General features: G+C 59.5%; 22 protein-coding genes. 6 read left to right on the top strand and 16 right to left on the bottom strand.

The window, feature by feature from the left end; genetic code table 11:
- Positions 1-19: 19 nt before the first annotated feature.
- Genes AC1RUR_RS08575 through AC1RUR_RS08545 form a run of 7 tightly spaced genes read right to left on the bottom strand, consistent with a single transcriptional unit; the run spans position 20 to position 5,859 of the window.
- Positions 20-892, bottom strand: a complete 873-nt coding sequence (locus tag AC1RUR_RS08575; protein WP_492842742.1) for a VOC family protein — start codon at positions 890-892, stop codon at positions 20-22.
- Positions 889-1,701, bottom strand: coding sequence for a TetR/AcrR family transcriptional regulator (locus AC1RUR_RS08570; RefSeq protein ID WP_492842740.1), 813 nt, complete (start codon positions 1,699-1,701; stop codon positions 889-891). Before AC1RUR_RS08570 ends, AC1RUR_RS08575 begins: the two co-directional genes overlap by 4 nt.
- On the bottom strand, positions 1,688-2,014 hold the full coding sequence (locus tag AC1RUR_RS08565) for a non-heme iron oxygenase ferredoxin subunit (RefSeq protein ID WP_492842738.1): 327 nt from the start codon (positions 2,012-2,014) through the stop codon (positions 1,688-1,690). The genes AC1RUR_RS08570 and AC1RUR_RS08565 overlap by 14 nt, the downstream gene beginning before the upstream one ends.
- The gene (locus tag AC1RUR_RS08560) at positions 2,014-2,784 is read right to left on the bottom strand and encodes an SDR family oxidoreductase (protein ID WP_492842736.1); all 771 of its coding nucleotides are present in this window, start codon (positions 2,782-2,784) and stop codon (positions 2,014-2,016) included. The genes AC1RUR_RS08565 and AC1RUR_RS08560 overlap by 1 nt, the downstream gene beginning before the upstream one ends.
- A 46-nt stretch (positions 2,785-2,830) precedes the next feature.
- Positions 2,831-3,316, bottom strand: coding sequence for an aromatic-ring-hydroxylating dioxygenase subunit beta (locus AC1RUR_RS08555; protein ID WP_492842734.1), 486 nt, complete (start codon positions 3,314-3,316; stop codon positions 2,831-2,833).
- Between the two features lie 13 nt (positions 3,317-3,329).
- Positions 3,330-4,628 carry an aromatic ring-hydroxylating oxygenase subunit alpha gene (locus tag AC1RUR_RS08550; RefSeq protein WP_492842732.1) on the bottom strand — a complete coding sequence of 433 codons (1,299 nt, stop codon included), beginning with the start codon at positions 4,626-4,628 and terminating at the stop codon, positions 3,330-3,332.
- 10 nt (positions 4,629-4,638) lie between these two features.
- Positions 4,639-5,859, bottom strand: coding sequence for an NAD(P)/FAD-dependent oxidoreductase (locus AC1RUR_RS08545; RefSeq protein ID WP_492842730.1), 1,221 nt, complete (start codon positions 5,857-5,859; stop codon positions 4,639-4,641).
- Positions 5,860-6,026: 167 nt separating this feature from the next.
- On the opposite strand from AC1RUR_RS08545, the gene AC1RUR_RS08540 reads away from it, so the two are divergent.
- From AC1RUR_RS08540 to dmpG, 6 genes are all read left to right on the top strand, one after another.
- The gene (locus tag AC1RUR_RS08540) at positions 6,027-7,013 is read left to right on the top strand and encodes an amidohydrolase family protein (RefSeq protein ID WP_492842728.1); all 987 of its coding nucleotides are present in this window, start codon (positions 6,027-6,029) and stop codon (positions 7,011-7,013) included.
- A gap of 66 nt (positions 7,014-7,079) precedes the next feature.
- Positions 7,080-7,595 (top strand): hypothetical protein, encoded by a 516-nt coding sequence (locus AC1RUR_RS08535; protein ID WP_492842726.1) that lies wholly within the window; start codon positions 7,080-7,082, stop codon positions 7,593-7,595.
- Between the two features lie 34 nt (positions 7,596-7,629).
- Positions 7,630-8,454, top strand: coding sequence for an alpha/beta fold hydrolase (locus tag AC1RUR_RS08530; protein WP_492842724.1), 825 nt, complete (start codon positions 7,630-7,632; stop codon positions 8,452-8,454).
- On the top strand, positions 8,451-9,230 hold the full coding sequence (locus AC1RUR_RS08525; protein WP_492842722.1) for a 2-keto-4-pentenoate hydratase: 780 nt from the start codon (positions 8,451-8,453) through the stop codon (positions 9,228-9,230). The genes AC1RUR_RS08530 and AC1RUR_RS08525 overlap by 4 nt, the downstream gene beginning before the upstream one ends.
- A 48-nt stretch (positions 9,231-9,278) precedes the next feature.
- Positions 9,279-10,202, top strand: coding sequence for an acetaldehyde dehydrogenase (acetylating) (locus AC1RUR_RS08520; protein ID WP_492842720.1), 924 nt, complete (start codon positions 9,279-9,281; stop codon positions 10,200-10,202).
- On the top strand, positions 10,199-11,230 hold the full coding sequence (gene dmpG, locus AC1RUR_RS08515) for a 4-hydroxy-2-oxovalerate aldolase (RefSeq protein WP_492842718.1): 1,032 nt from the start codon (positions 10,199-10,201) through the stop codon (positions 11,228-11,230). Before AC1RUR_RS08520 ends, dmpG begins: the two co-directional genes overlap by 4 nt.
- A gap of 420 nt (positions 11,231-11,650) precedes the next feature.
- Here dmpG and AC1RUR_RS08510 read toward each other — a convergent pair whose 3' ends face one another.
- From AC1RUR_RS08510 to AC1RUR_RS08470, 9 genes are all read right to left on the bottom strand, one after another.
- The gene (locus AC1RUR_RS08510; RefSeq protein ID WP_492843154.1) at positions 11,651-13,102 is read right to left on the bottom strand and encodes an NAD-dependent succinate-semialdehyde dehydrogenase; all 1,452 of its coding nucleotides are present in this window, start codon (positions 13,100-13,102) and stop codon (positions 11,651-11,653) included.
- A gap of 32 nt (positions 13,103-13,134) precedes the next feature.
- Positions 13,135-14,643, bottom strand: coding sequence for a class I adenylate-forming enzyme family protein (locus AC1RUR_RS08505; RefSeq protein WP_492842716.1), 1,509 nt, complete (start codon positions 14,641-14,643; stop codon positions 13,135-13,137).
- A 576-nt stretch (positions 14,644-15,219) separates the two neighbouring features.
- Positions 15,220-16,026, bottom strand: a complete 807-nt coding sequence (gene pcaD / locus AC1RUR_RS08500) for a 3-oxoadipate enol-lactonase (RefSeq protein ID WP_492842714.1) — start codon at positions 16,024-16,026, stop codon at positions 15,220-15,222.
- 2 nt (positions 16,027-16,028) lie between these two features.
- Positions 16,029-16,493 carry an SRPBCC family protein gene (locus tag AC1RUR_RS08495; RefSeq protein ID WP_492842712.1) on the bottom strand — a complete coding sequence of 155 codons (465 nt, stop codon included), beginning with the start codon at positions 16,491-16,493 and terminating at the stop codon, positions 16,029-16,031.
- Between the two features lie 10 nt (positions 16,494-16,503).
- Positions 16,504-17,481, bottom strand: a complete 978-nt coding sequence (locus tag AC1RUR_RS08490) for an amidohydrolase family protein (protein WP_492842710.1) — start codon at positions 17,479-17,481, stop codon at positions 16,504-16,506.
- A 9-nt stretch (positions 17,482-17,490) separates the two neighbouring features.
- Positions 17,491-19,881, bottom strand: a complete 2,391-nt coding sequence (locus tag AC1RUR_RS08485; protein WP_492842708.1) for a xanthine dehydrogenase family protein molybdopterin-binding subunit — start codon at positions 19,879-19,881, stop codon at positions 17,491-17,493.
- A complete protein-coding gene (locus AC1RUR_RS08480; protein ID WP_492842706.1) occupies positions 19,878-20,468 on the bottom strand; it encodes a (2Fe-2S)-binding protein in 591 nt (196 codons plus the stop codon). The genes AC1RUR_RS08485 and AC1RUR_RS08480 overlap by 4 nt, the downstream gene beginning before the upstream one ends.
- On the bottom strand, positions 20,465-21,358 hold the full coding sequence (locus AC1RUR_RS08475) for an FAD binding domain-containing protein (RefSeq protein ID WP_492842704.1): 894 nt from the start codon (positions 21,356-21,358) through the stop codon (positions 20,465-20,467). Before AC1RUR_RS08475 ends, AC1RUR_RS08480 begins: the two co-directional genes overlap by 4 nt.
- A 58-nt stretch (positions 21,359-21,416) precedes the next feature.
- The gene (locus tag AC1RUR_RS08470) at positions 21,417-21,743 is read right to left on the bottom strand and encodes an NIPSNAP family protein (protein ID WP_492842702.1); all 327 of its coding nucleotides are present in this window, start codon (positions 21,741-21,743) and stop codon (positions 21,417-21,419) included.
- Positions 21,744-21,778 lie beyond the last annotated feature (35 nt).

Genomic DNA, 21,778 nt, shown 5'->3' with positions numbered 1-21,778 from the left:
CCTTGCCAGTGTGCCGACCTCAGATCGACGACGGTGGTGCCAATTCGGGAATATCGGTGCACTCGCTTCCCCACGCGCAAAAAGAATCGCGCTTCGACTCGAACTGACGTGGGCGGACTTTCGGGTCGATCTCGCGCATCCCGTGTACGTACGAGAATACGCGCCCCTCGGGACCTTCAAAGCGAAGGAACATTTGATCCGAGGCGGTTTCCTTTCCCGGACCATGAACGATCTTGATCTGCCGTTCACGCAGGAAATAATGACTTTGCATGACGCAATCCAGACTTTCGACATCGAGCGAAACGTCGAGAATGCCCCTACGTTTTGAAGGGTATAGCGCAATGCGATGATGGCGCGAATCGATCCGCAGATACGTCACCTCGCCGACGCGATCGCTGACAGAAACATCGAAAACACCCGTCCAGAACTCCGTGTCGCGTTCCATGTCGGTGGATCGCAGGCCTACCCCCTGGAATCCAACGACGCCCGCATCGCGCGACGGAAAGTAGCGGCGTCCGCTTCGCGCCGGCCTAGTGACCAGTTCGATCGCGTTTCCTGATCCGTCGGCCGTGATAATCGCCTGACGAACAAATCGACGCTTGCATTCTTCGGCCGTAGCTTCGCGGACCGGAAAGCCACGGAGCTGCAACGCAGCCTTCACCGGCTCAAGATAGGATTCGTCTGGCAGCTCTAGTCCGACGCTCTGCTCATCCGCGGCCCCGTGTGTCAGACAAATGCGATGGAAGAGATCATCCGATCTGAATAGTGCTTCGCCGTTATCCGTCTGTACGCGCTGCAGCCCGAGAATGTCGGTTGCGAACCGAGCGCTTTGCTCGACTTCCCGCGTCCCGAGCCGCACGTAGCAGACTTGTGCCAGAGGAATTTGTGTCATGAGCCTTTCTTTCTCGGCTTAGCCGAGGTCTTCGACCCCTTCCGCGTGCCGGACGAGCCGATCACGGCGATAGCCGCAACCGGTCGTGTCTTCACTCCGGTCGACGTTTCGCGAGTAGGGACATTTTTTGCAAGACGCTCCTCACCCAAGCGATTAACCAGATAGTAGCGAACCATGTCCTGCCAGACCTTCATCAGATGCGCCCGCCTCGACGGATCGTCGTCCAGAAAGCGGCGAACGAAAAAGCCACGAACCGCGTTCAACGTGAGGTCAAGCACATCACTGGCGATGTCGGACGGCAATCCCTGGCTCTCAAGAGCCTCGCGCCAGCTCTCTTCAACAGCAAATCTGGAAGTGCGCGACAACCGGTTGGTCGCGCGCCTGAGCTCAGGAACGGCTTGCTGGAAAGCCAGAGAGAACTCGACAAAAAATCCCTGACCAAAAAAGAACTCCGTAGCGTCGGCAACCACGGCATCGATCACTTCAGCGACGCTGCGCGCACGCATTGCGAACTGCGTTCTCTCACGGCTTCTTTCTAAAGACCGCTCGTTGACGTACTCGAGCGTCGCAAAGACCATGTCCTGCTTGGTCGCGAAATGATGCAGCAGAGCGCCGCGGGATACGCCTGCTTGCTGTTCAACGTCCTCCATCCGCAGACCAGCGATGCCGAGCTTCATCATGGTCTCAACTGTCGCGTCGAGAATTAGCTTGCGGGTTGCTTCGCGGCGCTCGGCCTGGGTACGACGCTCGGTCGGCACCCTGGTGCCGGTCTTGCTGCTTTTTTGCGAACCTCGCTTAGGACTCGACATAGATTTTTCCATCGATGATATGAACCGGATAAGTTTTCAGCGGAACGGTACAAGGTGAGGTCTCCGCCTTTCCCGTCGTGATGTCGAACGTTCCGAAATGCCAGGTGCACTCGACGATTCGTCCCGTCTGAAGTCCTTCTTCGGACAGAGACGCCTCTCCGTGAGTGCATATATCCGATGTCGCGTAGATCTTGCCCGCATAATTATAGAGAGCGATCCGCTCGCCGCTTGGCAGAGCGGCGCCCTTGATTTCACCCTCTACGACATCCGCAACGCTGCACATCTCGACCAGATTGCGATTCTCCGTCTGCATCACAGCATAGTACTCCCACCGTTCACGCTGATGACCTGGCCGGTAACAAAGGAAGCTTCGGAAGAAGCAAGATAGGCCACCATGGACGCTACTTCCGCCAGCTCTGCCGGCCGCCCCATTGGCACGACATCGACATATTTTTTTATCGCGTCAGGGGATCTGGCGATCGCCGCTTGGACGTTTTCCGTATTCACAATGCACGGCGCGACGACATTGAAGGTTATGCCGTCTAGGGCGAATTCTCGTGCAAGACCCGTGGTCATGCCGTGCACTCCACCCTTGGCTGCATTGTAACCCGCATGGTTCCACAATCCGTTGCGAACCGAGTCTGCGCCGACGCTGACGACACGTCCGTATTTGTGGCGACGCATCTCAGGCAAGGCATGATAGATGGCCCACACGGTGGTCCAAAGGTTCCGATCGACGGTGGTTCGCAGCGACTCTGGCGTATGATCGACGAACGGCTGAATGACTCCGCCGCCGGCGTTGTTGACCAGAATGTCGAGCTTACCGTGCTGTCTTACGGTGGTTTCGATCAGGACACGTGCGACACGCTCGTCCGCAAGATCGCCCGCGCAGACCGTTGGACGGCCGAGCTCCGTCGACGCCAGCCGATCTGCCGCCACATTCGCCAGCCTTTCATCGAGATCTGCCAGCACCAGCCGTGCTCCTTCCAGCTTCAAACGCTCCGCAATCGCAAAACCGATCCCTTGCGCCGCACCCGTGACGACTGCGACTCTTCCTTGCAGAGTTGTTGCCCTCACCGACATGCCACCATTCCAAGCCGACCTTCTCGATTAAGACGACCGTTTGGGGTCACAGGATGATGCTGATGCGGCCTGACGGCCGCAGGGCATCGCTGTCCAGTTGACACCGTTTACTGCGAATCTTGAAGCCGCCGTCTGCCGACTTAAGCTTGTAATCACTGGTCCCAACGTAAATGTCGGTCACGCCATCTTTAGTCCGATAGGTAGCAAATACCGCCGTGACGTCCAGTTCATCGTCGTCCGCCGGCTTCACGCGGACGTTGCTGATCATGTGCCGGGTTTTCGAATGCGGAAATTCGACGTGCGCGGTGCGCTTCATGAGCCTCTTCACGCGCTCTCCGAGCCGAAAGCGATCGTCTGCGACGTAGAACAAACACTCATCCGGCGAGGCATCGGCCGGCAAGTCCATGGTGGGGATGTGATAGACGGCATCATCCGTAAACAGCGTGAGCCATTCAGGGAGCCGCCACTTGTCGAGGAGATCCGCTTCCTCGAAAAGGAAGTCTTCGACATCAGCGCGCGAAATCTTGACCATCCGTCACCCTTTCCTAAGCTGCTCTGAAGGATTTCTTCGAAGCCGGCGCAGGGAACATCTGCTTGTTCCACTGGGTCCAGAACGCCCGCATCTGCAACTCGTCCGAACTGGAGGGACGGTCCTTGTTCATACCCTTCGAGATATCACTCCATGGCACGTCCTGATGGTTGCTGAAGCCGCGCTGACAATGCTCCAGTGCCTCGGCATCGTCCGGCGTCGCGAATCCCCCTGGGCCCAGGAATTCGAGGAAATTGTTCAGCCGGTATTTGCGTGACCAATCGCTTTCCTGTAGGGGCGCGAGCGCCCACGAGTTGACCGTCATGTAGTCCGGCGCGCTCGGATAATAGGTACGAACGACGATCGCCATGATGTCGTTGATCACCAAATTCGGATAGATGAAGAGGTTTCGGCCGGTCTTGGCAATTCGGAACGCCCGCTCTTCTCCGAACCGTTCGACTAATCGCGCATATATCCGATCAATCTCCTTGCGCCCGTCTTCGCCCCAGGCGGGGATCCAGTCGGCGACCGGTCGACCCCATGGAGCTCGCCCCTCAATCACGGCATGGCCATTGCCTAGATCATAACCGAGTCCGCCGCCGCTCTTGAAATTCGCACCGCCATTGCTTTGCATCAGAATATCGAAGTACGAGGCATGCGTCGTTGCCGCGTGATAGCCGTCGATGCTGTTCTCCGTCAGCAACTTCCAGTTGGCGCGAATGCAGTATTCATGCGTCCCCTGGACTATTGCCATGCCCTCTTCTGATTGATCACAAATGACATCCAGGTAGTCTTTCGCGCCTGCGAGATACTCGACCAGTGGCACGATCTCCCTGTCGAAGCACACGAAATAGAAGCCGCGATAGCCCTCGAACCGCGGCACCGGCGTCATATTCGACGTGTCGCGCGATTTGAAATCGGGGTCGTAGGAATCCTCGCCGGGCTGACTGCGCAGTTTTCCGTCAAGGCCAAAAATCCATCCATGATAGAAGCACTGGAACGACTTCGCATTGCCCTTGCGTTCGCGACATACCTGCATTCCTCTATGGGGGCAGGTATTAAACAGCGCGACCGCCTCTCCGGCAGCATTTCGCGTGAACAGGATGCTTCGTCCCGCAACTGAGCGAGTGACGAAATCTCCGGGCTTCTTTAATTCGGAGTCATGCCCCAAATAGACCCAGTTGCGTTCGAAGATGCGCTCCTTCTCCATCTTCAGAATGTCCGGATCGATGAAATTGCGTCGGGCAACCTTGAATACATGTTTTTCTTGATCAACGAAGATGCCAGAGTCACCGGCTGATGAATTCGAACTCATGGGATCCTCCTCAATTGCTCTTGTTGAGACAGCGTTTTAGATCGAATTCTGGATTTTCGAGGTCGCCCTTGGCCACACGTCCCCGCGCACCTACGATACGCCGCAGTAGCGCCATATCCTTTGGGGCATTCACTGTTGCGGCGCCGACGACTTCGCCATCTCGCAGCCCAATGACACTGAAGCGGTCTCTGGCGACATCGCCCCGAACCACTTCTTCGACCTCTGAAAGACTCCCCACGACCTGCAGATTCGTCTTGTACTGATCGGACCAGAACCACGGCGCGACGTCGTAAAGTTCCCCCTGCCCCAGCATGGACCTAGCCGTGGCGATCGCTTGGTTTTGGGCATTCGCCCAGTTCTCGATTCTCATCCAACGATTGGAGCAGCGGTTCCATTGCAGCGCGACATCGCCGGCCGCGTAGACGCCGTCTAGCTCCGTCGCGCCATTCCGATCGACGCGAATTCCCAGCGGCGACGACAGGCCCAGCGCAGCGCCCAGATCGTTAGCGGGTTCTACGCCAACACCCACGACAAGAAGATCGGCGGGATGCAGAGAGCCATCGGACAGCTCGATCGCGCCCTGAACGGGCTTCACCGCTGTTACACCCGTGAGGACGGTGACGCCGCGATCGCGATGCAATCCGGCGAAATACCTACTGATCGTCGCGGACCCAACTTGGGCCAGAACCTGCGGCATGGCCTCAACGACCGTGACGGAACAACCGCGCTCAACGGCAGCCGCCGCAACCTCCAATCCAATCACACCCCCGCCCACGAGCATGATCCGCGCCCCCTCACGCAACCGGACCCTAAGGGACAGGGCGTCGTCCATTCCTCTCAGGTAATGGACGGGAACAGCCCCCGCTTCGAGAAAATGCAGTCGACGCGCTCGTGTACCCGTCGCAAGTAGAAGTTTATCAAATCGAAACTCTCGCCCATCTTCCAAGGCCACCAAACGTCTTTCGAGGTCGCAGCCGGTCGCATTGACCCCCGTCAGAACATTTACTTCCAGCGCGCCCCATTCTTGCGGCGACCGCAGATATGTGGGCTCGGCCGATTGATCGAGAAGGATGGACTTCGAGAGTTGCGGCCGCTCGTAGGGTAAATGCGCCTCGCCCCCGATCATCGTAACCGAACCTTGGAACCCGGCGGCGCGCAGCGCCTCGGCCGCTCGACCACCAGCCTGGCCTGCCCCGACAATCACAATCGCTGCTGAATCAAGGCCCTGCACAAAACCTCCCTGGGTCGCATCGTGAAATTCGCACGTTGGTGCAATTATCGTTGACAAGACGATATAAACAGTCCAACGAGATTGTAAAGAAGAAACCGTCTGACGAAACTGTAAATGTCATGCTGCACTGCGGCGTAGTCGGATCGGACAATTTACGGGACGGAAGCGTGCAGAACATCGACCTTCATACTCACGTTGTGCCTGCCACGCTGCCTGCCGACGGCCGCCGCAGCGACGCCTGGCCCAGCATCGAGAAACGCGGCGACAACGATGCAGCCGTGATGGTTCGCGGCAAAATCTTCCGCGCCATCGATTCCCGTTCCTGGAACGTCCAGCGGCGCCTCGACGATATGCGCAGCGACGGTATCGACGTCCAAGTACTCTCGCCTATGCCAGAACTACTGTCGCACTGGCTCCCGGCCGCAGATGCCGATGACCTCAGCAGCATCATGAACGAGCAGATCGCGACGATGATCGCGGAATCCCCGGCGAACTTCCGCGGCATCGGAATGGTGCCAATGCAGGATCCGGAGCTTGCCGCGAAACGTCTTCACGACGTTCGGAAGCTGGGGCTGTGCGGGATTGAAATCGGCACACATATAGATGGCATTCCGCTGGGCGATCGGCGGCTCGACCCGGTCTTCGCGACTGCGGAGGCCCTCAATCTGGTGGTCTTCGTTCACCCGCTGCATCCGGTCGGAATGGAGCGCATTGGTGCGCCACGCGAACTCGCGGCGATAGCGATATTCCCGCTGGAGACGGCAATGGCAACCGTCTCCCTACTGGGCGGACAGGTTCTTCATCGCTTCCCCAAGCTTCGCATCTTGCTGAGTCATGGTGGCGGCGCCGCTCCGTGGATAGTTCCACGGATCGACTTTGCGCATGCTTCGACAACACTGTTGAAGGAGGCTTTACCCGAAGCTGCAGGGCTGACGCTGAAGCGCTTCTGGTACGACACGATCACCTACGACGCAGAGGCACTTCGGTATCTGGGTAACCGGGTCGGAACCGCTCGCCTGGTCGTCGGCTCCGACTATCCGTTTGCAATCAAGCAGGGCAAACCGGCGGCCTTCGCTAGACAAGCACTGGAAGAAGTCGACTTCACCGCAAATGCGACATTGCTACTCGCGACGTCCGAGACCGTTCGAGCGTGATCGCATGATGCATTCACTTGTTCGATCGAGGTCCCCTTCTGTATTTTGCCGGACGAAAGAGACATCATGACTAGATGCCGATCAGAACCTCAGCTTTCATTGCTTGGCCGGATTCCACCGCGCACACCCGGTAGATCCGATGCCCAAGTCCCGCAAGAAGGATCACTGGGCGAAGCGCGATATGCACGTTTTGCGCACCTATATTTCTATGCCGAGCCCGGCGGAGCGGATCCCGCCTACGGCCTTCTCGACATCGAGATCTCGATTCAGCGGCGGCGCGACGGCGTGGTGTGGCTCGAAGCCTACTGCGTCGGCGACGGCTATCAGAGTGGGCATGGGTCGGGTCAGAAGCATCCCTTGATCGTTGAGATAGCATCCGGTGACCTTACCCTTGCGAGAATCGATTGGCACTACCCCTCCGTGTTGTGCGGCCATTTCGACCCCATGATCTTCGAAACGAAAACTGGCTTGTCCGTCGAAGATTTCGAACGCGCCGACCGGGTCTACTTGCCCTCGATTACTGCGGAAGCAGAAAGCTGCAGCGGCGCCCCGGTGGCGATCAGCAATATCGCTGGACATTGATCATTCAACTTTGAAAGCCCTGGAGAACAGAAGTATGACATCGAAGAACGAAGCGCGGTTTGTCGACGTGAGCGGAGCTCGTACTCGGTATTTCGAGTCGGGGGACGGAGAACCCGTAATCTTGCTCCACGGCGGCGGGCCAGGCGCTTCAGGAATCAGTAATTATGGCAAGAACATCGGCCCACTGTCGGTGGGGCGACGCATAATCGTGCCAGACCTTCCGGGATTTGGAGAAACTGAGAACAAACTCCCTGAGGGTAAAGTCTTCGACGCCATGGGAACGTTCGTTCGTCAGTTCATGGATGCCATCAAGGTCGACAAGGCAAGCTTCGTCGGCAACTCGATGGGTGGCGGTACGGCACTCAACGTCGCGCTTCGCGCGCCGGACCGCGTAAACAGACTCGTGCTGATGGGCACCGGAGGCAGCCTTGCCGTATTCTCCCCCATGCCGACCGAGGGTCTGCAGAGGATGCGGAATTTCTTCCTGGGCGACGGTCCCACCATGGACAAGCTGAAAAAGGTGATCGAACTTCTTGTGTTCGACCCCTCTTCCATCACGCCGGAACTGATGGAGGAGCGCCTCAAAGCAGCGAGCCGTCCGGATCTGCAGAAAAATTCGGTGTTTCACCGCCCCGTGTGGGGGGACATCTGGCGTGAAGAATTGTCCAGTCTCGCGCACAGAACCCTCATCGTCTGGGGCCGCGAAGATCGGGTCGTGCCGCTCGACTCGAGCTTCCTGTTGCTCAAGGTGCTTCAAAACGCCGAGCTTCACGTCTTCCCGAAGTGCGGTCACTGGGCACAGTGGGAAAAAGCTGAGGAATTCAACACCCTCGTCGTCAACTTTCTGGATCGCAAATGAGTTCGGCTGTTTCAAAAGTCGCGGACGCTTTGGCGAAAGCCGAAGCGCACTGCAAGCAAATCGCACCGATCGTCCCTCAATTGGGGGACGGCAACGTAGAAGCCGCCTACCAGGTACAGGCCGAACTAACTCGCCGCGGTCTTGCGGCGGGTCGGAGGTTGGTTGGCCGCAAAGTCGGACTGACGTCCGTTGCCGTTCAGCAGCAACTCGGCGTCAACGAACCGGATTTCGGCGCGCTCTTCGCCGACATGGAGATCGAAAGCCTCGGCTGCGTCAAGACCGAGCGCTTGATCCAACCCCGGATCGAGGCCGAAATAGCACTCGTCCTCGACCGAGACCTGTCAGCCCCGGACACCACTGTCTCCGAATTGATGCGGGCCGTGGCCTTCGTCGCGCCCGCGCTGGAGATCGTGGATAGCCGCATCGCAGACTGGAAGATCAGCATCGTCGATACCATCGCCGACAATGGTTCGAGCGCTCGATACGTCCTCGGCAATGCGATCCGCAGGCTTACCGATCTCGATTTGCTGACATGCGGCATGGTAATGACGCGAAACGGAGACACCGTCTCGGTGGGCTCGGGAGCAGCATGCCTCGGACATCCGATCCGGGCAGCGCTTTGGCTCGCGCGTAAGCTTGCGAATGCAGGCGAACCGCTCCGCGCCGGAGACGTCGTGTTGACGGGCGCGCTTGGGCCAATGGTCGCCGCCCACACTGGCGAGATCTACGAAGCTCGGATTTCGGACCTAGGCATGGTCCGGGTTCGATTCGACTAGAGATGCTTGGCCGAATGGGGCCGTTCGACCAACGCGAGGAGGTAGGTCATGCAATCTGTGAATGTCGCCATTATCGGTTCGGGAAATATCGGCACCGACTTGATGATCAAGGTCTTGCGGCACAGCAAGGCGTTAAAGATGTCCGCCATGGTCGGCGTCGATCCGGGATCGGACGGATTGGCGCGCGCCGCGCGTCTCGGCGTTTTTGCGACGTCGGACGGACTGGAGGGCTTGCGGAGCTGGGAGGGATACGGGGACATCGGTCTGATCTTCGATGCAACCTCGGCAAAGGCGCACGAACATCACGCGGCCGTCCTAAGGAAAGATGGCAAGCTGGTGATCGATCTCACCCCCGCCGCGATTGGCCCCTATGTGATCCCGCCCGTTAACCTGGGCAAGGTGATCCGCGAACCAAATCTCAACATGGTCACCTGCGGCGGACAGGCGACCATCCCGATGGTCGCGGCCGTCAGGCGCGTAGGCAAGGTGCCATATGCCGAAATCGTGGCATCGATCGCTTCCCTTTCCGCCGGTCCCGGAACAAGAGCAAATATCGACGAGTTTACCGAAACCACCGCCCGAGCAATTGAGCAGGTCGGCGGCGCCGACCGTGGCAAAGCCATTATTGTTTTGAACCCGGCTGAACCGCCGCTGGTGATGCGCGACACTGTCTACTGTCTCGTCGAGAGCGACGATGTGGAGGCCATCCGCGCCTCCATCCACGAGATGGTCGCGCGGGTCCAGGCGTACGTTCCGGGATATCGGCTCAAACAGGAGATCCAGTTCGAACCGGTGCCTGCTTTCGCCGGATCCAAAGCATCCAATCTAACCAAGGTCAGCATCTTCCTCGAAGTGGAAGGCGCCGGCCACTACCTCCCTGCCTATGCCGGCAACCTTGACATCATGACGTCCGCAGCGCTTGCGACGGGCGAGCAGCTCGCATCCCAGATAATGATGGAGAAAGTAGCATGAAGCCACGCATCTATATCCAGGACGTCACGCTTCGTGATGGCATGCATGCCATCCGCCATCAATACACGATCGAGCAAATCAAGAGCATCGCGAGCGCTTTGGATGCCGCGCAGGTCGATGCCGTCGAAGTCGCCCACGGCGACGGTCTGACCGGTTCATCATTCAATTATGGCTTCGGTCGTCAAACGGATCTCGAATGGATCGAAGCCGCCGCATCAGTGCTGAAGCATGCCAAGCTTACCACCCTGCTCATTCCGGGGATCGGAACCATTCACGACTTGAAAGAAGCAGCGAAGGCCGGCGTTCGTTCAGTCCGGATCGCGACGCACTGCACCGAAGCCGACGTCGCCAAGCAACACATCGAGGCGGCGCGTAAGCTCGACCTCGATGTTGCAGGCTTCCTCATGATGGCCCACATGAATACGCCGCAAGGCCTCGTCGAACAGGCCAAGCTGATGGAATCATACGGGGCCCATTGCATCTACGTCACCGACTCGGCCGGCGCCCTCCTCGTCAATGATGCTGCAGATCGCGTAAAGGCGCTACGCCAGGCTCTTCGCCCGGACACCCAGATCGGCATTCATGCCCACGAAAATCTATCGCTCAGCGTGGCAAATTCGCTGATCGCCGTCGAGCACGGTGCCACGCGTGTCGATGGATCGCTCGCCGGCATGGGGGCTGGAGCCGGCAATACGCCGCTCGAAGCCTTCGTCGCGGTGGCAAACCGGCTGGGCCTCAACCACGGCGCCGACTTGTTCAAACTGATGGATGCGGCGGACGATTTGGTGCGACCTCTCCAAGACCGGCCGGTCCGTGTCGACCGAGAAACGCTCTCGCTCGGCTATGCAGGGGTCTACTCGTCGTTCCTGCGACACGCCGAAAAGGCTGCCAAGGCGTATAACGTCGACCCGCGTGAGGTTCTGATCGAACTTGGGCGGAGACGTATGGTCGGCGGTCAGGAAGACATGATCATTGACGTGGCTCTGGATCTGTCGGGACGCGCAAACGAAAAACGGCGCGCAAGCTGATCCGCCGTGGATTGGATTCGTAGTTGCTGCTGGCGGATCCGGCGGCAGCAACGCTTAGCAATTCGCGCGAGCGCGGGCTAAGGTGGGTGTGATAGCCTCGCGGATCGGAACTGATGCCTGAAAGCCGCAAGTAATGATCGACGGGCGCGACGGCCGCCCCTTGCTCTCAAAGTCGTCGAGTGCTCGTTGAAGTTGGCGTATCGGGCCACCTCTTCGCCGGCACCTCGGCTGAAGAAGTCGCCCGCCCCTTGTTAGTCCTGCCCCCGCCGCGCAGTCGCGACCACTTCGGCATCCACGTCCGACAGGAGCATTCAGCGGGCGGCCCCGGCGAACTGCTGTATTGCTCAGCAGTTCTGTCGCGGCCGACCTGCGCTTCCGCCGAGCGCTCATCAGGCTCTTTTCGCCGTGCAATATGTCAGGTTAGTCCGGCGACGCCGGGCTAGCCTGAGAGACGAATTTCGTTGCGAGATATGCCTCGACCGCCTCCACACCACCCTCGGAGCCGTAGCCGGAGTCCTTCACTCCGCCGAAGGGTACTTCGGGAAACGCAAGCCCATAATGATTGAGCGACAGCATTCCGCTTTCGATGGCTTCAGTCACGGCGGTCGCGGTTCGGATTGATCGAGTATATGCATAAGCCGCCAGACCATAGGGTAACCTGTTGGCTTCGGCGATGGCGTCGTCGAATTTCTCGAATCGCGACACTAGCGCCAAGGGCCCGAACGGCTCCTCGTTCATCGCACGAGCCTGCAATGGCACGTCGGTTAGCACCGTGGGCTCAAAGTAGTAACCTTTGTTCTGGACACGCTTGCCCCCCGCTGCAATTGTTGCGCCGCGCTGGACGGCGTCATCGACGAAGGACCCGAGTGCGGCTTGACGGCGGTTGTTCGCGAGCGGCCCGATCGTGACACCCTCCTCGGTGCCGTTACCCATCTTGAGTTGCTTAGTTTTGGCTACGAACTCGTCGACGAACTGATTGTAGACTGCGTCCTGCACGATGAAGCGCGTCGGCGCGATGCAGACCTGACCCGCATTGCGGTACTTGCCCGCCGCCAGTACCGACGCAGCCACCTTGACGTCGGCATCACTGAATACAATAGCCGGTGCGTGGCCGCCGAGCTCCATCGTGATACGCTTCATGTGCTGCCCCGCCAGCGCCGCAAGCTGCTTTCCGACCGGCGTCGATCCCGTGAAGGATATCTTGCGGATCACCGGATGCGGAATCAGGTAGGACGAAATTTCTGAAGGCGCGCCATACACCAGATTGATGACACCGGCGGGCAGCCCGGCGTCGGCCAGGGCGCGTATCAGTTCGGCCGGAGACGCAGGCGTCTCTTCGGGCGGCTTTATGATCACCGAACATCCTGCCGCCAATGCCGCCCCCAATTTACGTACGGCCTGGCTAATCGGAAAATTCCAGGGTGTGAACGCCGCGACCGGACCAACGGGCTCCTTGATGGCGAGATTGTAGATGCCCTGGGCTCTTGCCGGTATCACCCGGCCGTAGGTGCGGCGGGTCTCCTCGGCGAACCAGTCGAGGATGTCCGCAGAAGCGAGTATCTCGGTACGGGACTCGCCGAGCGGCTTGCCTTGTTCAGTCGTCATCAAGCCTGCGATCGTTTCGATCCGCTGGCGCAACAGATCGGCCGCCTTTCGAATGATGCTCGACCGTTCGAGGGGGGAAACCTTTTTCCACGTACGAAAGCCCTTTTCGACGGCGACCAGAGCCAGATCGAGATCGGCCTGGTCCGCAAATGCCACGGCACCCACGTTCTCCTCTGTCGCAGGATTAACGACAGGAATGGTCCTTCCTGAAATGCTATCGCGCCATTTGCCGTCGATGAACAGTTGCACGTCAGGGTACATATTCAGATCCATACTTTGAGTCGTTGCCCACGCTGCTGTCAGTTCCGGAGAGAGCCTGCCGCAAGTTGTTTCAGCCGAACCTTCATTATTTTCCCGGTGGGTCCGACGGGTAGCTCGGCGCTCAGAATGATTTCGGCGGGGCGCTTGTAAGGCGCCAGTCTCTCGTTGGCCCAACGCGACAATGCTTCGGCGTCGAGGATGGCGCCTGGCGCAGCCTGCACAAAAGCGACCACTTCCTCGTTACCCGGGACCTCCCTGCCAACGACGGCGACCTGGGCGACGCCAGGAAAAAGCGAAAGAACCGATTCGACTTCAACTGGGTAGACGTTGAATCCGCTACGGATGATGAGATCTTTCGAGCGTCCGACAATAAAGAGTTTGCCGTCATCATCCATTCGGGCAAGATCCCCGGTAGCGAGCCAGCCACCCTCCTTGAGCACGGAGGCGGTCGCCGCTTCGTTGCGGTAGTACCCCAGCATCCGGCATGGTCCCTTTGCCCAGATTTCCCCGCTCTCGTTGGACAGAGCGTCTTGCCCATCCTCACGCACGATCCGAATCTCAACTCCGGGCTGAAGCTCTCCGACCTCGTTAGTCTCGACGCCGCCTGCAGAACGCGCAACCGGGTTGCATTCCGTCATGCCGTACGAATTGCCCATCCGGACACCGAAGGCGTCTTCAATACGAGCCTTCAACGCAAGATCGAGAGGCGCACCGGCGGTAGCGATGATGCGCAGGCGCTTCGACCGCAGCGAAATGCCCTTCTCGTCCGCAAATTCGACAATACGTGCGAACAACGTCGGAACGGCGGTTACGCCGGTAATACGCTCGTCCTTCAGCGCCTCGACAAAGTGCGCCGGCGTGAAGCGCGCTACCAACTCCGCACTTGCGCCGGCCCAGAAGGCAGTCATGAGCACGGTGCCAAGGCCAATCGCATGACTGACCGGCGACGAGTTGTAGAACGCGTCATGGCTGGTAATCTTGCGGACTTCCACCATGTTGGCACCCATATAGATGAGCGCTTGATGGCTCAACATCACGCCTTTCGGCTCGCCCGTCGTGCCCGAAGTAAAAACGAGGACAGCCGTCTGCCGGGCCTTGTCCGAATAGACGGGTTCCGGTTTGGCAGTCTTGTTAGGAGTGCTCACAGCGACGGCACCGGAAAGAAACACCTCCTGTTCGATCTCGTCAGCTTCCGCATGTCCGGTTGCGGATGGTGAATCGCCCACGCAATACAGGGCTCGGCGACAATCGCTGAAGGCGCGAATAGTTTCGATTTCGCGTCCGGACATTCGGGCATTCAAGGGGACGGCCCAAGCATCCAACTCGCTGACGGCCAATAGCAGGGGAACAATTTGCAGTCCGTTCTCTGCCACCAGCAGCACTCGGTCGCCGGCACCGATGCCGAGTTTCTGCAGAACTCGTTTCGCCTCGCTCGTCGCATCCCAGAGATCGCCATAGCTCATCAAGCTGGCCCCAGATCTCAAGGCAAGTCGCGAAGGCTCCCGGTCGGCCCAGTTACGAACGACATGACTGTAGCGTTCGGGCATTTGCTCCAACAGTGGAGTCGGATCGGCACCCCTCATGGCCTCCCTGCGGCTGTGCCGGGCTAACGGCCGACCTACTGAATCCATCGCAGCACTCCCTCGGATCACTGTTTATGTCGCGCGCAATGCCGGCATTGTCACGCGGCTTGCCTTCCATCCTCAATTTACAGAAGCAAGGGAGGAAGGACCAGACAAATTCGCACAAGTGTGCGCTTTATCTCGTAATGCGGCCGCGCGCATTTCGCTTGCGTATCGTATGAAAAAAAAGGCCGCACCTTTTTGCAAGGCCGGCCCAAGTCTGGGAGAAACCGCCCCAATTGGGACGGTCAGGTAATAACCTCGATCGGATCGTTGCGCAACCATTTTCGTACATTTGTGCGAATATCTCTAATTTGCGCCCATCACCCTAGTGCACCAACGCTAAGACCTTTCGAATTTCGTCGCGGGTGTTTCACTCTCGGTTTCGATTTAGCCTTTCCTAGCGACGAGCACCGGCAATGACGTCGGGCTTTGTGCTACAATATTAGTGATGGACGCGGAGACATCGAATATTTGTTCGCTCCCCAACTATTCGTACCGCTAGAGGTGACTAATGAACTCCCGAACGCTGATCGCAAAGGCGTCTGCCGCCTCGACGGACGAGATGTGCGCGGCATCGAGTGTGATCATGTCAGCGTGCGGGATCGCCGCGACAATCTCGGTGCCGCGGCTCGGCGGAGTAGACGGATCGTGTTCGCCCGCGATGACTCGCACAGGACAGACTATCCGGCCAATCTGCGACGTCATATCCGCGTCAGCCAGCACTTCACAGCATGCCGCGTAGCCCTCTGCCGTCGTTGAGGCGACCATTCGCCCGATCTCAGCGACGCGCGCCGGCGACGCTGCTTGAAAGCGTCGCGTAAACCAACGGTCTAGCGTCGGTTGCACGAGCGGCAACAATCCGCCGGCGCGGACAGAAGCGGCACGCTCCGTCCAGAGGCGCGGCGGAGGAAAATGCGCCGCGGTGTTCGCAAGCACCAGACCGGCGAAACGATCGGGCGCGTTGGCGCCGAGCCACATTCCGGACAGTCCTCCCAACGAGAGGCCACAAAAGGCCGCCCGCTCGATGTTGAGGTTGTCCATTATCTTCAGGACGTCGCGCCCCAATCGCTCCAACGTCAGCGGTCCGTTTGGTGGATCCGAGTTGCCGTGCCCACGGGTGTCATATCGCACGATACGCGCGAAGGGATTTAACTGCTTGACAAGCTCGTTCCACATGCCGCGGCTTGCGCCGATCGAGTTGCTAAGCACGAGAGGCGGCTTATCCTTCGCACCTGAAACCTCGACCGCGAGGGCGACGCCCGGCTCAACCGCGACGCGAAGGGCGCAACCGCAGAAGTCCGCCATCGCTACTGTACTCCCAGCAACGGTGAGTCGAGCTCCTTGCGCAACGCCACGAAAAAGCGGCCGACAAGATGTTTCGAGACGCTGGAAAGGATGCGCTGGCCTACGCCCGCGACCAGGCCGCCAATCTCGCCCGATCCCTTGTACACTAGACGAGAGCTGCTTTCACCATCAGGCTCGATATCGAACCGGGCTATGCCGTTGCCGTGGCCGAGCGTGCCGGCGCCCGAAACCTTAATGCTGCAGGATTTCGGCGCATCTTTGTCCGACAGTGCAATCTCGCCTTCGAACGAGCCGCCGACAGCTGCCACACGCAGCTGCATCTCGACCTTGTAGGCGTCAGGTGCGATCTCGGTCATCGCTTTGCAGCCGGGAATGCAGCGCGTCAGCACCGCCGGATCGTTGAGCGCGACCCATAGCTGGTCGACCGGTACGGAAATCTTTTCGTCGCCGCCGATGTCGAGTTTCATGGTGATACTTTCAGATGCCGAACAGCTTGGCGGCGAGGCCACCATTGATAGCGGCGCGCTCTGCTGCGGAAAATTTAGTCTCCTCGACAATCTTGAGCGGCGCGAGGTCGCCGATCGGGAACGGCATGTCCGACCCCATCATGATGCGGTCGACGCCGACAACGTCAGCAAGGAAGCGAAGCGCGCGCGGATCCTGCACAATGGTATCGTAATACATCGCGGCAAGTGCGGCATCGGGATCGCCGAGCCTTTCCTTGTCGAGCGAGTAATTGCGTCGAAGTCGTCCGATCACATAAGGCAACGCGGCGCCGCCGATACCGGCGACGATCTTGGCGTTGGCATAGCGCGTAACGTGGCCAGCATAAATCAACCGCGACATCGCGATCAGCGTATCGGTGATGCGGCCTACAGCGTTAGCCATGCCGTAGTCATGGACACGGTCGTCGCCGCTCTCAAACACGGGATGGATGAAAATCACCGATCCCAATTCATCGGCCGCCTGCCAGAACGGCGTTAGAGAGGGTTCATCAAGTACACCGCCTTTGCCTTTCGGCTGGGTACCGATCATCGCGCCCTTGAAGCCGCCCCTATGCGCCTCGCGCAGGACCTCGGCAGCCAGCTTTCCGTTCTGCAACGGTACTGTAGCGAGCGGGACGAACCGCGGTTCGGACTTTGATATCTTGCTGAGGCCGTCATTGATCATCAGCGACCAACGCGCGCCCTCATCGGCCGGCAGTTCGTAGCCGAACATATCGAGCCAACCGGCCACGACCTGGCGTTCGATCTTGTTACTGTCGAGCCAATGCAGCCGCGCGGTCACATCGGTCAACGGCTTCGAGACTGGACGGGTCGGCTTGCCCCCCGCAAAGGAGAAACCCAGGCTTTCACCCTCTTCGATCAGCTTGACCGAGGGGAATTTCAATCGCGCAGCGCGGATCGCATCTAGCAGCGCCGGGGGCACCAAATGGGCGTGACAGTCAATGATCATTGGTCTTCCTTAGGTCGATTGGGTAGCTGCGATCGCATCACTGATCGCTGAAATCCGAATAGGCAGTTTCGAGAACGAGATCCCGCGCGGCGCCACGGCATCATTGATCGCGCCGGAGATCGCCGCTGGCGCGCCGAGATAGCCGCTTTCACCGGAACCCTTCTGGCCGAACACAGTGTAAGGCGACGGGGTGCAATGATGCACGATCTCGACATTGGGCACCTCATGCGACGAAGGAAGCAGGTAATCCATGAAGCTCTGCGTCATGAGGTTGCCCTCGCCGTCATAGACGAATTCTTCCAGCAGTGCGGCGCCGAGGCCGTGCGCAATACCGCCCAGCGTCATGCCTTTGACGATGTGCGGATTGATCACTGTGCCGCAGTCATGCCCTATGACGTAGCGTCGGATCTCAGGCTTACCGATCACCGGGTCGATCGCAATCAGCACCAGATGGAATTCAAACGAGTGGCACGGATACATCTGAACCCGGCCGTTCTCGGGTAACTTGTCGCCGGTCGGTACCTGCATCACATGTGTGGTCTCAAGACCTGGCTCCATGCCATCCGGCAGGAGGTGGAAGTTGCGGTGTGCGAGGTTGACCAGATCGGCCCAGGTGATGACGTTGCCCGCGCCCTGAGAAACCTCACCACCGGCATAGGTCACATCTTTTTCGTTGCAACCGAAACGATGCGCGCCTAGCCGAACCAACTTTGCCTTGATCTTTTGCGCGGCGTGGTAGGCCGCGCCGCCGAGCATGATCGCCATGCGGCTTCCGACCGGCGTGTTCGACGGCAGACTCGACAGCGAATCCGGTCGAACGACGCGGATCAAGTCCGGATCGATTTCCAGCACTTCGCCCACGATCGTCGCCGCTAACGTTTCATGCCCCTGCCCGGCCGACGTGGTATGAATGGTCACAGTGACGAAGCCGAGCCCATCCACCATGATTCGGCAAGAATCCATCCAGGTCGTGGTGGTGTTCTTTTCATTCAACAATGGCTCAAACGACGAGTTACCGCCGCTCGGCTCCAGGCAGGCGGCGATGCCGACGCCGGCCAGCATGCCTGAGGCGCGAAGCCGATCTCGCTCGGCCACCAACGCCGTGTAGTCGGCGTGATCGAGCACCTTGGTAACCACCGTATGGTAGTCGCCACTATCGTAGCGCGTTCCGCTCGGGATCAGATAGGGAAACTCCTCCTTACGGATAAAATTGCGACGGCGCACCTCGATGCGATCAATCCCGACGGCGTTCGCTACCCTGTCGATCGCAGTTTCAATCGCATAGTTGGTCGGCGCCTGTCCGAAGCCACGCACCGCTTCCTGCGCCGCCTTGTTCGACGTCACCGCCTGCGCGCGATACTGCACGCTCTCGATTCTATAAGGGCCGACGATCGCACCGATCGGTTTGCCAAGCTGGAACGGTGAGCGGCCGGCATAGCCGCCTACATTGTCGAGCGCGCGCATCTTCATTGACTTGACAATGCCGTCGTCGTTGAAAGCGACCTCTACATCGAAGATTCGCTCCGGGCCGTGCGCGTCTCCAGCGCGCATGTTTTCCAGCCGGTCCTCGATCAGCCGGACCGGGCGACCAATCACGCGGGCGAGGTGCGACACCAGTACGGTATGCTTGATGCCGCGCTTGACGCCATAGCTGCCACCGACATCGACATCCTGATGAACGCGGACATTATTGGTCGGGATGCGCAGCGCGCGGGCGATTTGATCGGGATATTTCGGCATCTGGATCGACCCCCAGACGTCGAGGATTTGGCGCCACGGATCCCACTCCGCCAAGACGCCGAAGGTCTCGATCGGTACTGTCGAGTTTCGGCCCCACACCACGCGAAACGACAGACGACGCGGGCTCTCCGCGAAATGCTTGTCGACGTCACCCCAGACGAACGTCTTGTCGAGCAGCACGTTAGTGCCATGCTCGGGGTGCACAGGCGTGCTGGCGGGATCAACGGCATCTTCGGCATCCAGCACGAACGGCAGGGGCTGATAGCTGACGCGCACCTTCTCGGTGGCGTCTTCTGCTTGCGCGCGGGTCTCGGCGATCACCGCGACCACCCACTCACCTGCGTAGCGCACCTGACCAACCGCAAGCGGAAAACGACGAACATTCGGCGTGTCGAGGCCATTCATCAGGGGATCGACAGCCTTGGCGAGCTCATCGCCAGTCAGCACGTAACGCACGCCAGGCATCTTCAGCGCCTCGGACGCATCAATCTCAAGAATTTTCGCGGCTGCATGTTGCGACGGCAGCAGCGCGACATGCAGCATTCCTTCTCGCACGATATCGGCGACGAAGTTGCCACGGCCGACGACGAAGCGCCGGTCCTCGCGGACCCTGCGGTTGGACGAAACAAAGCGCAACGGGAGAGGAATCGGAGCTGTCACCGGCCGCCTCTATGTGGGGTACCGGATTCGCCGGCCACGAGAATACCTTCCTGCGTTGCATCTTGCGGTGCGGCCACGTCATCGACGGGCAGGTTGACGCGGCCTGCACGCCGCGCATTGGCCTTGCGCAGGCGATCAGCGGCAAATTCGACGGCTTCGATAATCTGGCCGTAACCCGTACAACGACAGATATTCCCGGAGATAGCCTCGAGGATGTCATCGCGGCTTGGATTGTCGTTGTGCTCAAGCAAAGCGTGCGACGAGAGGATCATGCCTGGCGTGCAGTAACCACATTGAAGGCCATGCGTTTCACAAAATGCATCCTGAATGATGCTGAGTTCCCCGGGCGCCGGCGCCAGTCCCTCAATGGTCGTGATGTCGTAACCGTCGGCCTGAACCGCGAACATCAAGCAGGAGCGTACCGGCTCACCGTCGAGCAGCACTGTGCAGGCCCCGCAGACGCCGTGCTCGCAGCCAGCATGGGCGCCGACCAGCAGCAGGTCTTCGCGTAATGTATCGAGCAGCGTCTTGCGCGGTTCGACCTCGGCGGTACGGACGTACCCATTGACCTTGAGTGACAGTTTCATCGGACCTGCTCGGTCAACGGCTCGCGTGGACGGACGGCATCGGTGACGGCGTCTTGCAGAGCGCGGATGCCCAGCGCGACGGCCACACGCTTACGGTAATCTGCCGATGCATGCAGATCGCTCGAAGCCTCGATGTCTCGGCAGGCTTCCCGAACGACCTCGGCGATGGACTCCTCGTCAAGCCTTCCGCCCACCAGCGACGACGTCTCAAGGCGGGTTGCGCAGTCTCCGACGCCGCCAAGACCCAATGCGACCTGAAGGCAGTTACCTTCCTCATCCACCGCCACCTGGGCCGCAGCCGCGGCGAAAGCGAAGTCCGACTTGCGGGCGCTGATCTCGTGGAACCCAGTGCCGACCCGCTTGTGCATCCACACCGGAAACCGCACTGCAGTCACGCAGTCGCCCGGCATCGTCGAAGTCACCATCGCACCAATGAAGAACTCTCCGGCCGGAATCGACGTCTCCCCATCGGGAGTGGCGATTACGATTTCCGCGCCGAGCGTGACCGCAACAAGGGGAATTTCAGCGGAAGGATCGGCATTTGCGATCGAACCTCCCACTGTGCCGCGGTTTCGGGTTGGCGGATGTCCGACCCAGGGAAGCGCCCGCGCAAGCAGTGGCAATGCATCATACACCAAGACGCTGCGCTCGGCCTGCACCTGCCGGGTGGTTGCTCCAATCAAAACGGTGTCGCCATCCCGCGTGATGCAGTTCAGCTCTCTGATGCGGTAGATATCAACGAGCTTCGATGGGCGCGCCAAACGCATGGCGAGCATCGGGATCAGCGTCTGCCCGCCCGCCACTATCCTCGCGTTGTCGTCCGCAGCGAGGAGCTCGCACACTTCCGGCACCGTTTCCGGCCTCACATATTCGAATGGTGCGGACTTCATCGTGCAGTCTTCTTTTCGATCCACGCCGACACCGGATCGTCCTGGCGCCAAACGACTTTCAAGCGAGCATCAAACCAGAAACGACCGACGAAAGGACGGAAATGGACTGGCTCTTCATCAGCGGCCCGTGAACTTCGCTGGCCGCTTTGATTCTTGCCCATTCCGGGTCGGCCGCGAATGCAGCCCAAGCTTTCTGCCGCGCCTCTTCACTGGTGAACCGCGTCATGTAAGTAAGGTGCCCGTCCTCGGTCGCACCCACAAAAGCCCCCAGAAGCTCGATGCCGTGACGAGAGAAGAACTTGGGCGCGACCTCATCGATGAAGCGACTTCGGAGCGCCGAGGCCTTCCCTTCTGCGGCTTCATAGATCCTGATTTCGTAGATCATCTCTCGTTCCCCGCGGACGCGCCAACAGACATACG

The organism is Bradyrhizobium sp. GW821-FHT12B03 (genome assembly GCF_058807535.1).
This window is presented reverse-complemented; position numbering and strand designations above follow the sequence as displayed.

Coding starts and splice junctions, on each gene's coding strand:
- pcaD (WP_492842714.1), bottom strand. CDS start 16,026: ATGGCGGACTTCTGCGGTTGCGCCCTTCGCGTCGCGGTTGAGCCGGGC.
- AC1RUR_RS08490 (WP_492842710.1), bottom strand. CDS start 17,481: ATGATCATTGACTGTCACGCCCATTTGGTGCCCCCGGCGCTGCTAGAT.
- AC1RUR_RS08520 (WP_492842720.1), top strand. CDS start 9,279: ATGCAATCTGTGAATGTCGCCATTATCGGTTCGGGAAATATCGGCACC.
- AC1RUR_RS08495 (WP_492842712.1), bottom strand. CDS start 16,493: ATGAAACTCGACATCGGCGGCGACGAAAAGATTTCCGTACCGGTCGAC.
- AC1RUR_RS08555 (WP_492842734.1), bottom strand. CDS start 3,316: ATGGTCAAGATTTCGCGCGCTGATGTCGAAGACTTCCTTTTCGAGGAA.
- AC1RUR_RS08470 (WP_492842702.1), bottom strand. CDS start 21,743: ATGATCTACGAAATCAGGATCTATGAAGCCGCAGAAGGGAAGGCCTCG.
- AC1RUR_RS08565 (WP_492842738.1), bottom strand. CDS start 2,014: ATGCAGACGGAGAATCGCAATCTGGTCGAGATGTGCAGCGTTGCGGAT.
- AC1RUR_RS08570 (WP_492842740.1), bottom strand. CDS start 1,701: ATGTCGAGTCCTAAGCGAGGTTCGCAAAAAAGCAGCAAGACCGGCACC.
- AC1RUR_RS08530 (WP_492842724.1), top strand. CDS start 7,630: ATGACATCGAAGAACGAAGCGCGGTTTGTCGACGTGAGCGGAGCTCGT.
- AC1RUR_RS08505 (WP_492842716.1), bottom strand. CDS start 14,643: ATGCCCGAACGCTACAGTCATGTCGTTCGTAACTGGGCCGACCGGGAG.
- AC1RUR_RS08525 (WP_492842722.1), top strand. CDS start 8,451: ATGAGTTCGGCTGTTTCAAAAGTCGCGGACGCTTTGGCGAAAGCCGAA.
- AC1RUR_RS08480 (WP_492842706.1), bottom strand. CDS start 20,468: ATGAAACTGTCACTCAAGGTCAATGGGTACGTCCGTACCGCCGAGGTC.
- AC1RUR_RS08475 (WP_492842704.1), bottom strand. CDS start 21,358: ATGAAGTCCGCACCATTCGAATATGTGAGGCCGGAAACGGTGCCGGAA.
- AC1RUR_RS08575 (WP_492842742.1), bottom strand. CDS start 892: ATGACACAAATTCCTCTGGCACAAGTCTGCTACGTGCGGCTCGGGACG.
- AC1RUR_RS08550 (WP_492842732.1), bottom strand. CDS start 4,628: ATGAGTTCGAATTCATCAGCCGGTGACTCTGGCATCTTCGTTGATCAA.
- AC1RUR_RS08535 (WP_492842726.1), top strand. CDS start 7,080: ATGACTAGATGCCGATCAGAACCTCAGCTTTCATTGCTTGGCCGGATT.
- dmpG (WP_492842718.1), top strand. CDS start 10,199: ATGAAGCCACGCATCTATATCCAGGACGTCACGCTTCGTGATGGCATG.
- AC1RUR_RS08560 (WP_492842736.1), bottom strand. CDS start 2,784: ATGTCGGTGAGGGCAACAACTCTGCAAGGAAGAGTCGCAGTCGTCACG.